Raw genomic sequence first — 12,780 nt, 5'->3', positions numbered from 1 at the left:
CTATTGCCTGCGGCAAATTATCCTCGATTGTCGAAGTCGCCAAAAGAGCGGATATTTCGCTTCGTTCCAATCATGCAAACCAGAACGAAGGATCAAGACGATGAAGTTTCGTGCGCTGAGTTTTTTGGCGACAGCCATTTTTTCTTTTGCCGCGATGTCCGGCGCTGCATGGGCGCGCGATGCGGCGAGCATCAAGACCACGGTCGATGAAACCATCAAGCCGTTGATGGCGCTGCACGGCATCGCGGGCATGGCGGTGGGCGTCGTCGTGGACGGCAAGCCTTATGTGTTCGATTACGGCCTGGCGTCGAAGGCGACGAAGCAGCCCGTCACGCGCGATACCCTCTTCGAGCTCGGCTCGATCAGCAAGACGTTCACCGCGACGCTCGCCTCGTATGCGCAGATCAATGGCGATCTCTCGTTGAACGATCCCGTAAGCACGTATCTGCCGACGCTCGGCGCAAGCGAGTTCGGCAAGGTGACGTTGCTGAATCTCGGCACGCACACGCCGGGCGGCCTGCCGCTCCAGGTGCCCGACGAGATCCACGACAACGCTCAACTGATGCAGTACTTCAGGGCATGGCGTCCGGCGCAGCCGCCCGGCACGATCCGCACGTACGCGAATCCGGGCATCGGCACGCTCGGGCTGATCACCGCGAAGAGCATGCGTCAGGACTTCGATGCGCTGATGCAAATGCGCCTCTTCCCGGCGCTCGGGCTCACGCACAGTTATATGAACGTGCCCGCATCGAGGCAGAGCGACTATGCGCAAGGCTATGCGAAGAACGACGCGCCCATTCGCATGAAGGGCGGCGTACTGTCTTCCGAGGCTTACGGCGTGAGAACGACGGCAGCGGACATGACGCGCTTCATGCAGATCAACATGAACATGGTGCGCATCGATCCGGTGTTCCAGCGCGCCGTCGATGCGACACATATTGGCTATTTCCAGGCCGGCCCGATGACGCAGGATCTCATCTGGGAACAGTATCCGTATCCGGTTGCGCTGCAAGCGCTGCTCGACGGTAACGCGGCGTCGATGATCCTGAACGCGACGCCCGTCACGCGCATCGATCCGCCGCAACCGCCGCGCGACGATGTGTGGATCAACAAGACCGGCTCGACCAATGGCTTCGGCGCGTATGTCGCGTTCGTGCCGAAAGAGCGCGTGGGCATCGTCATGCTGGCGAACCGCAACATCCCCAACGAAGAGCGCGTGAAGGCCGCGTATGCGATCATCACGTCGCTAACCGGCAGCCGATAAAAACAAACGCGATGCGCATCGATCCCTACAGTCTCGAACTCTTCATCTCGGTCATCGAGGAAGGATCGATCGCACGCGCCGCGAGCCGCAGTCATATCGCGCCTTCGGCGTTGAGCAGGCGTATCGCGGACCTCGAAGCGGCCATCGGCGTCGCGCTTCTGATCCGCTCGCCGTCGGGCGTGCAGCCTACCGAAGCGGGCCGGCACGCTTATGCGAGCGCGCGCGCCATCCACGGACGGCTCGAAGACATGGCGCGCGAAGTGCAATCGATGAGCGGACAGATCGCGGGCATCGTGCGCCTGCATGCGAATGCCTCCGCGATCGTGGGCTTTCTGCCCGAGCGGCTGACGACGTTCAAGGCGCGCTATCCGCTCGCCGGTATCGCGTTGACCGAGCAGATCAGCGACGAAGTCATTCGCGCATGTCTCGACGATCGCGCGGACGTCGGCATCTCGGCGAGCGGCAAGACGCCCGCGGGCCTCGATTCATGGCACTTCGCCGACGATCCGCTGATGGTCGTGCTGCCGCCCGGTCACGAGCTGGCCCAAGCGGACAACCTGAGCTTCGCCGAGGTGACGCGCTTTCCGCTCGTCGCGTTGCAGGCGGGCGGTTCGCTCGATCAGACGTTGAAGGAACATGCCGATGCCGCGCGCCTGCCGCTCAACGTGACAGTTACCGTCAATAGCTTCGACGCGCAATGCCGGATGGTCGAAGCGGGCCTCGGCATCGGCATCGTGCCGACGAGCGCGGCCTCCGCATTCGCGGGCTCTCGCAACTTCGTGCGGCTGCCTTTACGCGAAAGCTGGGGCAGCGGCCGCACCCTGCGTGTCCATGCGCCGCGCAAGTCATCGCGGCTGAAGGCAGTGCAGGCGTTGATCGATACGCTCATCGACAGCAAGGGTTAATACGGACATCGCATCCTGCGATGACCCATGTGCCGAACGAACACTTTTGCTCGCGTGCGTGTGCGTCTAGATTGGCTGCCAAGGAGAATTGCGATGGCCAATCTGGTGTTGAGCGGGCGAATCCTGTTTCTGTGCGCGGACCCCGCCAAAGTCGAGCGCCAGCTTGCGGGCGCCGATCTGACGCCCGATGAAGCGGGCGCATTGCGCGACGATGTTTCCACCGACGAGATCACGCCGATCAGCGTGCTCACGCGTTTCGACGAGCGTCTCGGTCAGTGTCCGTATGTCGGCTTTCATGCGGGCGGGCGCAATCCCATCGGCACGGATGCCGTGCGTGCGGGCGGCTTTCAGGTGACGGTCGCGGGCAATCGCTATGGCAAAGGCTCATCGCGCGAACATAGCCCGCTCGCGGAATATCACGCGGGCATTCGTCTCGTCATCGCGCATAGCTTCGAGCGGATCTATCGGCAGAACGCGGACAATCTCGGGCTGTTCACATCGACGGATTTCGGCTTGATCGAACGCATCCGGCGCGGCGAGTCGATCGATGTGGAAGAGCTCGTCGCCGGCCGCGATCCGCTCGCCGCTGCCATTCTGAAAAGCGGCGGCCTGTTGCGTTACGGCAGGCTGCATATGCAGCGCGTGAGCATCGGCGAGACATCGAACGATGACGCGCCGCGCACGCTCGTCGAAAAGATTCTTGCGCGCCACGCATTGACGACCGACGTGACGAACGCGTCGCTCGAACCGGGCAACGGCATCTTCGTGCGCGCGGACTGGCGCTTCATCCACGAGTACTACACGGGCATGGCCGCGCACATGCTGCGCGCGACGTTCGGCCGTCCTTTGGCGCTGCGCGAGCCGAATAGCATGCTCGCGTTCGAGGATCATCTTTCGTATTCGCATCGCAGCGAACTGCATATCAGGCATGGTCTGCTGCCCAACGTGCGCGAGCTGTCGGCGGCGCATCGCGCGTTCGCGCATGACTACGGCGTGCGCAATCACGGCTATCTGAGCGAGACGAACAGCGAGCTGGACGAAGGCTCCGAAGGCATCTCGCACGCGATGATGGCGGAGCGTTACGCGTTGCCGGGGCAGGTCGTCGTCGGAACGGATTCGCATACGCCGCATAGCGGCGCGCTCGGCTGCGTGGCGTTCGGCGTCGGCACGACGGACATGGCCAATGCGTTCGTCACGGGCGCGGTGCGCATGACCGTGCCGCAATCCTTGCTGATCGAACTGCATGGGCCGATGCCCGCGGGCGTGACGGCGAAGGATATCGTGCTGCATCTGCTCGCCGATGCGCGCATCCGTGCGGGCGCGGGCGTCGGCAAGGTCTTCGAGTTCGCGGGCACGGCTGTCGCGAGCCTGTCCACCGACGAGCGCACGACGCTCACCAACATGACCGCCGAGCTCGGCGGCTTCACCGGCATCGTCGCACCCGACGATGAAACCGTGCGCTTCCTGAAGGAGCGTCGCGGCATCGACTTCAAGCTGGAGCCGTGGATGCGCAGCGACGAAGGCGCGCGTTATGCCGACGTGATCGAGATCGATTGCGCGCGTCTCACGCCGATGCTCGCCGCGCCAGGCGATCCGGGCAACGGCATCGCGCTTCACGCATTGGATGAAAGACCGCGCGTCGATATCGCATACGGCGGTTCGTGCACGGCGGGCAAGCGCGAAGACTTCGATCACTATCACGACGTGCTTTCATGGGCCGCCGAACGCGGCCTGCGCGTGCCGGATCACGTGAAGCTGTATCTGCAATTCGGCACGCAGGACGTGCGCGACTATTGCATCGCGCAAGGTTATGTCGACGCGTTCGAGCGCGTGGGCGCGATTCTGCTCCAACCATCGTGCGGCGCGTGCGCCAACTGCGGGCCGGGTTCATCGACCGAAGCGCAGCAAGTCACGATCAGCGCGATCAACCGAAATTTTCCGGGCCGTTCCGGTCCGGGCAAGGTGTGGCTCGCAAGCCCGCCGACGGTCGCGGCGAGCGCGCTTCTCGGCAGCGTCGCGTCGTTCGCGGAGTTGCAGGCGCGCTTCATGAGCTAGGCACGATCGGGCCGCCATCGATGCGGCATCGACATACGAACAGGAGACAGCAATGGCTATCATGCAGGGCACTTCGGGTCTGCACGACGCCGCCGGCAGCACGCTTACGGACGCGCCGGCAATCGCGGACACGGCGGGCATCTCGGCGCGCCTCGACCGGCTTCCCGCGACGCGCGCGGTCTGGAAGCTCATCTTTCTCTTGAGCCTCGGCTTCTTCTTCGAGCTCTACGATCTGCTCTTCACGGGCTACATCGCGCCGGGCCTCGTGAAGAGCGGCATTCTGACATCGACGACCGCGGGCCTGTTCGGCACCACAGGCGTCGCGAGTTTCATCGCGGCATTGTTCTGCGGGCTGTTCATCGGCACGATTGCGTGCGGCTTTCTCGCCGACCGCTACGGACGCCGCGCGATCTTCACGTATTCGCTGCTGTGGTACGTCGCGGCGAATACCGTCATGGCGTTTCAGGACACGGCGATGTGGCTCAACTTCTGGCGCTTCGTGTCGGGACTCGGTATCGGCGTCGAGCTCGTGACGATCGGCACGTATATGTCGGAGCTCGCGCCGAAGCATTTGCGCGGCCGGGCGTTCGCGGTCTGTCAGGCGATCGGCTTTTCAGCCGTGCCCGTGGTCGCGTTTCTTTCCTATCTGCTGGTGCCGCAAGCGCCGTTCGGTTTCGACGGCTGGCGCTGGGTCGCGCTGGCGGGCGGCGTGAGCGCGCTGTTCGTCTGGTACTTCCGGCGCAATCTTCCGGAAAGCCCGCGCTGGCTCGCGAGCAAGGGCCGTGTCGATGAAGCCGATGCAGTCCTGCGCCGTCTCGAAGACAAGGTCGCGCTGGAATACGGCAAGCCGCTGCCCGCGCCGGGTCCGTCCGATCCGATCGCGAAGAAGGCCGGTTTCGCCGATATGTGGAATCCGCCTTATCGCAAGCGCACGCTGATGCTGATCGTCTTCCATATCTTCCAGACGGTCGGCTTCTACGGCTTTGCGAACTGGGTGCCGACCTTGCTCGTGAAGCAGGGCGTGACGGTCACGTCGAGCCTGCTCTATACGACGGTGATCGGGCTCGCCGCGCCCATCGGCCCGTTGCTCGGCTACTGGATCGCGGATCGCTTCGAACGCAAGCATGTGATCGTCTTCATGGCGGGCGTGAATATCATCGCGGGCCTGCTGTTCAGCCAGGCGGCCGGCCCCGTGATGATCGTCACGCTCGGGGTCATGCTCACGCTCGCGGGCAACATCATCTCGTTCACGTATCACACGTATCAGCAGGAGCTTTATCCGACGACGATACGCGCCCGCGCCGTCGGCTTCGTTTATTCGTGGAGCCGGTTGTCAGCGGTGTTCAGTTCGTTCGTGATCGCGTTCGTGCTGAAAGAAGCGGGCGTGACCGGCGTGTTCGGTTTCATTGCGGGCGCGATGCTGCTCGTGATGCTTTCTATCGGGTTGATGGGGCCGCGCACGCTCGGGAAGTCGCTCGAAAGTATTTCGCATTGAGTTTGGCTAGCCGCCGCACGCGTGAATCAGGAATTGCTGCACGGCGGTCGCGGGGGCGTCGAGCACGGCGCCCTTGCGCCAGATCATGCCCGCTTCCATGTGAGGAATGGCGTCGTTCACGGGCCGCGCTTCGATGCGCTTGCCTTCGAGCGACCACGGCCGAAACACCATATCCGACAGCACGGTGACGCCGAAGCCGTGCGCCACGAGTCCACGCAGCGCCTCCATCGAACTCGTGCGAAACGCGATGTTCGGTTCGAGGCGCTTCTTATGCCAATAGCGCATCGTCGATTGTTCGCCTTCATCGACGGTAATGAGAATGTACGGATGCGCGGCGATATCCTTCAGCGAGACCGCGTGCTGCCGCGCGAGCGGATGCGTCGGCGCGACCCACAACTGCCGCCGCGAGCGCATCAACACCTGACTGTCGAAGCGCTCCGGACGTTGCAGATTCGATAACAGCACCACGCCGATATCGACATCGCCATTCGCCACGGCCGTTTCGATATCGGCGCGCTCCATGTCGCGCAAGTCGAAATCGATGAACGGATATGTCGCACGAAAGCGCGCGAGCAATTCCGGCAAAAAATACCCGAGCACCGTATAGGACGCGGCAATCCGTGCCACGCCGCTCATGTCGTGCGAGCGAAAGCGCGGCTTGTGCATGGCGTCGCGCGCGGCATCGAGCACGCGGCGCGCGTGATGATGAAAGTCCTGACCATCGGGCGTCAGCGCGACGCCTTGCGGCATGCGTTCGAACAGCTTCGTGCCGAGCGCGCTTTCGAGCGCGAGCACCGCATTCGTGATCGCCGATTGCGAGACATGTTCGTTCGCCGCCGCCATCGAGAACTGGCCGGTTTGCGCGGCGGCCACGAAATAGCGCAACTGCCGGAGCGTGAGATCGAAGGCCATCTGATTTTCGAATACCAGAGTTGTTTATTCGTGATTTTACGATGGCTATTCGGCTTTCTATACTGCGCAAAAAACAATTCCCCGAACTTGGAGACACGCCCACATGAACGCACCCGATCGCGCCGCACTCGCCGCCGCCAATGTTTCGCTGGATGATAAATACACGCTGGAGAAAGGCCGCGTCTATATCAGCGGCACGCAAGCGCTCGTGCGCCTGCCGATGCTGCAGAAAGCGCGCGACCGCAAGGCGGGACTGAATACGGCGGGCTTCATATCGGGTTATCGCGGCTCGCCGCTCGGCGCGCTCGATCAGTCCTTGTGGAAGGCGAAGGCGCATCTGAAAGCCAACGACATCGTGTTTCAGCCGGGCGTGAACGAAGACCTCGCCGCGACGTCGATCTGGGGCACGCAGCAAGTGAATCTCTGGCCGGGCGCGACGCGCGACGGCGTGTTCGGCATGTGGTACGGCAAGGGACCGGGCGTGGATCGCACGGGCGACGTGTTCAAGCACGCCAACTCGGCCGGGACTGACAGGCACGGCGGCGTGCTGGTGCTCGCGGGCGACGATCACGCGGCGAAGTCGTCGTCGGTGGCGCATCAGTCGGATCATGCGTTCATCGCGGCGGGCATTCCGGTGCTGTATCCGTCGAACGTGCAGGAATATCTCGACTACGGTTTGCACGGCTGGGCGATGAGCCGCTACTCGGGTCTATGGGTCGCGATGAAATGCGTGACCGATGTCGTCGAATCGACGGCATCGATCGACCTCGATCCGGACCGCGTGGAGATCGTCACGCCCACCGATTACGCGATGCCCGCGGACGGTCTCAACATCCGCTGGCCCGATGCGCCGCTCGCGCAGGAAGCGCGTCTGCTCGACGAGAAGTGGTACGCCGCGCTGGCCTATGTGCGCGCGAACAAATTGAATCGCGTGGTGCTGGACTCCGACAAGCCGCGCTTCGGCATCATCACCGCGGGCAAGGCTTACCTCGATGTGCGCCAGGCGCTGGTCGATCTCGGCCTCGACGATGAAACCTGCGCGCAGATCGGTCTGCGCGTGCTGAAAGTGGGCTGCGTGTGGCCGCTCGATGCGCAGGACGCGCGTGCATTCGCAACGGGTCTCGAAGAGATTCTCGTCGTCGAAGAGAAGCGGCAGATCCTCGAATACGCGCTGAAGGAAGAGCTGTATAACTGGCGCGAAGACGTGCGCCCACGCATTTACGGCAAGTTCGATGAACGCGACAACGAAGGCGGAGAATGGTCCGTGCCGCGCGGCGACTGGCTGCTACCCGCGCATTACGAGCTATCGCCCGCGCTGATCGCAAAGGCTATCGCGCGCCGTCTCGCACGCGCCGATCTTCCCGCCGATGTGCGCGCACGCATGCTGGCGCGCGTCGAAACCATCGAAGCGAAAGAACGCGAGGCGATCAAGCCGCGTGTCGATGTCGAGCGCAAGCCGTGGTTCTGCTCGGGTTGCCCGCACAACACGTCGACGCGTGTGCCCGAAGGCTCGCGCGCGCTCGCGGGCATCGGCTGCCATTACATGTCGATGTGGATGGACCGCAAGACCGAGACCTTCAGCCAGATGGGCGGAGAGGGCGTTGCGTGGATCGGCCAGATGCATTTCTCGGGCGACAAGCACGTGTTCGTCAATCTCGGCGACGGCACGTATTTCCATTCGGGGCTGCTCGCGGTGCGCGCGGCGATCGCCGCGAACGCGAACATCACGTACAAGATTCTTTATAACGATGCCGTCGCGATGACCGGCGGCCAGCCCGTCGACGGCGTGCTGACGGTGCCGCAGATCGCCCATCAGGTCTATGCGGAAGGCGCGAAGCGCATCGTCATCGTCACGGACGAGCCGCAGAAATACGATGCGAACGTTGCATTGCCTCAGGGCGTGAACGTGCATCATCGCGACGAGCTCGACAGCATTCAGCGCGAGCTGCGCGATACGCAAGGCACGACGGTGCTCATCTACGATCAGACCTGCGCGACCGAAAAGCGCCGCCGCCGCAAGCGCGGCACGTATCCCGATCCGGCGCGCCGCGCGTTCATCAACGATGCCGTGTGCGAAGGCTGCGGCGATTGTTCGGTGCAGTCGAATTGCCTGTCCGTCGAGCCGATGGATACGCCGCTCGGCACGAAGCGCAAGATCAATCAATCGTCGTGCAACAAGGATTTTTCGTGTGTCAATGGCTTCTGCCCGAGCTTCGTGACGGCCGAAGGCGCGCAGGTTCGCAAGCCGCAGGCTTCGAAAGAGACCAAGCCTGATTTCGACACGCTGCCGTCGCCTTCATTGCCCGCGCTTTCGAAGCCTTACGGCATTCTCGTGACGGGCGTGGGCGGCACGGGCGTGGTGACGATCGGCGGGCTGATCGGCATGGCGGCGCATATCGAGCGCAAGGGCGTCACCGTGCTCGACATGGCCGGTCTCGCGCAAAAGGGCGGCGCGGTGCTGAGTCACGTGCAGATCGCGCCCGAGCCGCAAGCGCTGCACGCGACGCGCATTGCGACGGGCGAAGCGCGCCTCGTGATCGGTTGCGATGCGATCGTGTCGGCATCGAACGATGTGCTTTCACGCACGCGAAACGGCGTGACGCAGGCGGCGATCAACAGCGGCGCGACGCCGACCGCGGAGTTCGTCACGAACGCGAACTGGACTTTTCCGGGCGCGCAGACGGAAGAGGCGCTAAAGGACAGCATCGGCGCGGGGTGCGCATTCGTCGACGCCAACGCGCTCGCGCTGAAACTGCTCGGCGATACGATCTACTCGAATCCGCTGCTGCTCGGCTTTGCGTGGCAGAAAGGCTGGCTGCCGCTGGAACTGGCGAGCCTGAAGCGCGCGATCGAACTGAACAACGTGGCGATCGAGAAGAACTGGCTCGCGTTCAACTGGGGACGATTCGTCGCGCATCATGGCGCGGGCGATCTCATCAAGCCCGCGCAGCATGCGGTCGTGATGAAGATGCCCGAGTCGCTCGACAACGTGATCGCGACGCGCGAAGCCTTGCTGACGGCGTATCAAAGCGAAGCGTATGCGCGTTCGTATCGAAGCGTGATCGAGCGCATCCGCGAGAAAGAGAAGCCGTTGAACGCGAAGCTGCCGCTCACGCGCGCGGTCGCGGTCAATCTCGCGAAGCTCATGGCCTATAAGGACGAGTACGAAGTCGCGCGTCTCTATGCCGATCCCGCGTATCTCGACAAGCTGCGCGCGCAGTTCGAGGGCGAACCGGGCCGCGATTACAAGCTCATGTTCCATCTCGCGCCGCCGCTCTTCGCGAAGCGTGACGAGCACGGCCATCTCGTGAAGCAGCGCTTCGGCGCTTGGATGCTGCCCGCGTTCCGCGTGCTCGCGAAGATGAAGGGCTTGCGCGGCACGGCGCTCGATGTGTTCGGCAAGACCGATGAGCGCCGCACCGAGCGCGCGATGATCGCGGATTACATCGCGCTCGTCGATGAATTCTGCGCGACGCTCGATATGGACCGTGTCGACACCGCGCTGCAACTCGCGAAGCTGCCCGATGAGATCCGTGGCTTTGGCCATGTGAAAGAGCGCAACATGGCGGCGGTTGCGAAGAAGCGCGAGCGTCTGATCGGGCGTTATCGCGCGCCGGTGGAGATGGCGGCGACGGCGTGATCGCCGTGCGATGCCTCACGCAGCGCGATACATCGCGCTGCGCAAAGCATTGACGGCACACACATCGCCTTCGGGCGCGGCGCGCACATTCGCGTGCCGCGCGACGAGCGGAATGCGTTTCGTGCTGCCTGGCGCGAGATGAAACCAGTCGATGCGCGCGTGATAGTTCGGATCGACGACATGCACCCAGCGCGCGAGTTGCCCTGTTTCGACGACGAGACTCCAGCCTTCCTCATCCTTCTCGACCGAGACCTTCAGGCCGATATCGCGCCGTTCGCCTATCGAGGGATCGGGGAAGTGGAACGCTTCCGATAACACGTCGCCCGTTTCGGCATCGCGCAGGACGACATGCGTCGCATCGTGCGCGCGCGGGCCGAAGCGATACGCATACGCGATATCGAAGAACGCGCCGATCAGCGCATTCGACGACACGCGCTGCACGCTGCGCGGCTTCAACACGATATCGCACGAACCGCCCGCCACTTTCACCGCGCCTTCACGCAGGCATGTCAACTCCACACGCGCGCGAATCTCGCGCGCCGTCTCGTTGACGAGATGCACGTCGAGGCCGTCGAGCCCTTCGTCGAGAATCAGCGCCTGCACGGGTTGCAGCACACGCGCGAGTCCATGCAGCGCGCTCTTCGGTGCGCCGAGCACGTCGATCACGCCCCAGCCCGCGCCCGGCCGCACATCGAGCAGATTCCATACGATGCCGCCCGCGCACGTCGATCCTTCGCGGCGCCATTCGGAGAACACCGCGCCGATCACATCGGCGACGATTGCGCGCGATAGCTCGAGATAACGCTCGGGGTTTTCATAGCGCAGACGCGGCACATCGACACGATAGAGCGATTGCATGTAGTGCTCGCGCACATCGTCGAAGTCCCACGCGGAACCGGGATCGCGCGGCACGCCGGTTTTCCAGCGCGGTTCGTGCGCGCGCGGATTCGGCAATGCACGCAACGCGACATCGTCGGGCACGTTGGCGAATGCAAGGCACTCGGATGCGAAGCGCACTTGCGCGCGGCGCACGTCGTCGAACGAACGCTGATAGGCGGGCACGCCATAGTAGTGCGTGATGCCGCCGCGCGTGTTGAAGGGCATCGATTCCGTGTCGCCGGGCGCGGCGCTCGGCGAGTTCACGACATAGGCGACATCGGGCCTTTGCGCGGCGATCGCGTTCGGCAGCAACTCGGTGAACAGACGCTGCTGATAGGCGTCGAAGGGCAGACCGAGCATCGCGGCCTGCTGATGCACCTCGCTTCCGCCGCATAGAACCGCGAGCGATGCGAAGCGTCGCGTGCGCGCGAGAAATTGTTCGGCTTCGCGTTGCACACTCGATCGAAATGTTTCGTCATCCGGATAATCGAAATTCGCGAACGCGAAGTCTTGCCAGATCATCACGCCGTGCTTGTCCGCGAGTTCGTAGAACGTATCGGACTCGTATAGCGTGATTCCGCTCACGCGAACGATGTTGAGGCCCGCGTCACGAATCAGCCGGAAAATGCCTTCGAGCTTGTCACGCGAGGCATCGAGCGAAACGATATCCGCCGAGGTCCAGCACGCGCCGCGCGCAAACACCGGCACGCCGTTCACGACGAGCTGAAAGCCCTTGTTATCCTTGCCGCGATCGACTTCGATGGTGCGAAAACCCACGTCGCCGAGTTCGATATCGCCGAGCTTCACCGCATAAAGCGACGGCTCGCCGTGCGTATGGGGAAACCACAGGCGCACGTTCGGCACGCGCACGCGGCCCGTCAACGTGTGCGCGTCCTGCCATTGCAGCGCGGCTCGCGCTTCACCGCATTCCAGCCGAAGCGGCGTTGGCTCTTGCGCGTGAAAGAAGCGGACCGTGATGTCGAGCATGCCATCGCTACCATCGACGCTCGTGCGCATATCCACATCGTCGATGCACGCACGCGATGCGCCGATCAGTTCGATCGCGCGCCACGGTCCCGCTGGTTGAATCGCCGGGCACCAGCCGGACATATGCCCGAGCAGCGTCGTGCGCACATTGCGCAAGGTGGCCGGCTGCGCGAGCTTCGGTCGCCAGCGCGCGCGTCCGCGTTTTGCCGCGAGCGCGGGCGCGATCGAGCGAAAGCAGAGATGGAGCGTGTGCTCGCCGTTGAGTTCGACATCGACATCATGCGCGATGAACATCGAATCCGATTCGAGCAGCTTGCGATCGTCCAGCCATATTTCGGTGATGGTCGCGAGGCCGTTGAAGCGCAAGCGCCGCTTGCCATCATCTGAAATTTTCACGCGATACCAGTGATCCGAATGCGCGAACGGTTGCGCGAGCGCTTCATCGGCGACGCCGGACAAACGCAATGCCGATGCGATCGTGCCGGGCACGGGCGCGTCGATCCATTGCGTGTGCGTGAGTGTATCGAGCGATGCGGGCGTGGCGCATGCGCCCGCGGGCGTGCTCAGGCATTGCCAGCCTTCGGAAAGACGCAGCGGCGCGTGCGCGGAAAGGACCTGCATGACCTTCCTCGATGAGGATGAC

7 protein-coding genes are annotated in these 12,780 nt (G+C 63.4%); 5 read left to right on the top strand and 2 right to left on the bottom strand.

What is annotated here, in order from left to right:
• Positions 1-100: 100 nt before the first annotated feature.
• The 4 genes from ampC (at position 101) to AWB75_RS18815 (ending at position 5,719) form a co-directional block, all read left to right on the top strand.
• Positions 101-1,264 carry a class C beta-lactamase gene (ampC, locus tag AWB75_RS18830; RefSeq protein ID WP_061125595.1) on the top strand — a complete coding sequence of 388 codons (1,164 nt, stop codon included), beginning with the start codon at positions 101-103 and terminating at the stop codon, positions 1,262-1,264.
• An 11-nt stretch (positions 1,265-1,275) separates the two neighbouring features.
• Positions 1,276-2,169 carry a LysR family transcriptional regulator gene (locus AWB75_RS18825; RefSeq protein WP_061125594.1) on the top strand — a complete coding sequence of 298 codons (894 nt, stop codon included), beginning with the start codon at positions 1,276-1,278 and terminating at the stop codon, positions 2,167-2,169.
• 93 nt (positions 2,170-2,262) lie between these two features.
• Positions 2,263-4,224 carry an aconitase family protein gene (locus AWB75_RS18820; protein ID WP_061125593.1) on the top strand — a complete coding sequence of 654 codons (1,962 nt, stop codon included), beginning with the start codon at positions 2,263-2,265 and terminating at the stop codon, positions 4,222-4,224.
• Positions 4,225-4,276: 52 nt separating this feature from the next.
• Positions 4,277-5,719, top strand: a complete 1,443-nt coding sequence (locus AWB75_RS18815; protein WP_061125592.1) for an MFS transporter — start codon at positions 4,277-4,279, stop codon at positions 5,717-5,719.
• Positions 5,720-5,725: 6 nt separating this feature from the next.
• On the opposite strand, the gene AWB75_RS18810 is transcribed toward AWB75_RS18815, so the two are convergent.
• Entirely contained in the window at positions 5,726-6,631 is a 906-nt protein-coding gene (locus AWB75_RS18810; RefSeq protein ID WP_061125591.1) for a LysR family transcriptional regulator, read from the bottom strand.
• Positions 6,632-6,734: 103 nt separating this feature from the next.
• On the opposite strand from AWB75_RS18810, the gene AWB75_RS18805 reads away from it, so the two are divergent.
• Positions 6,735-10,271 carry an indolepyruvate ferredoxin oxidoreductase family protein gene (locus AWB75_RS18805; RefSeq protein ID WP_061125590.1) on the top strand — a complete coding sequence of 1,179 codons (3,537 nt, stop codon included), beginning with the start codon at positions 6,735-6,737 and terminating at the stop codon, positions 10,269-10,271.
• Positions 10,272-10,286: 15 nt separating this feature from the next.
• Here AWB75_RS18805 and AWB75_RS18800 read toward each other — a convergent pair whose 3' ends face one another.
• Entirely contained in the window at positions 10,287-12,758 is a 2,472-nt protein-coding gene (locus tag AWB75_RS18800; RefSeq protein ID WP_061125589.1) for a glycosyl hydrolase 2 galactose-binding domain-containing protein, read from the bottom strand.
• Positions 12,759-12,780 lie beyond the last annotated feature (22 nt).

Source organism: Caballeronia catudaia (assembly GCF_001544755.2).
GTDB lineage: Bacteria > Pseudomonadota > Gammaproteobacteria > Burkholderiales > Burkholderiaceae > Caballeronia > Caballeronia catudaia.
Note: the sequence above shows the minus strand (reverse complement) of the source record. Positions and strands in the feature narration are given on the sequence as shown.

Coding starts and splice junctions, on each gene's coding strand:
- ampC (WP_061125595.1), top strand. CDS start 101: ATGAAGTTTCGTGCGCTGAGTTTTTTGGCGACAGCCATTTTTTCTTTT.
- AWB75_RS18825 (WP_061125594.1), top strand. CDS start 1,276: ATGCGCATCGATCCCTACAGTCTCGAACTCTTCATCTCGGTCATCGAG.
- AWB75_RS18820 (WP_061125593.1), top strand. CDS start 2,263: ATGGCCAATCTGGTGTTGAGCGGGCGAATCCTGTTTCTGTGCGCGGAC.
- AWB75_RS18815 (WP_061125592.1), top strand. CDS start 4,277: ATGGCTATCATGCAGGGCACTTCGGGTCTGCACGACGCCGCCGGCAGC.
- AWB75_RS18810 (WP_061125591.1), bottom strand. CDS start 6,631: ATGGCCTTCGATCTCACGCTCCGGCAGTTGCGCTATTTCGTGGCCGCC.
- AWB75_RS18805 (WP_061125590.1), top strand. CDS start 6,735: ATGAACGCACCCGATCGCGCCGCACTCGCCGCCGCCAATGTTTCGCTG.
- AWB75_RS18800 (WP_061125589.1), bottom strand. CDS start 12,758: ATGCAGGTCCTTTCCGCGCACGCGCCGCTGCGTCTTTCCGAAGGCTGG.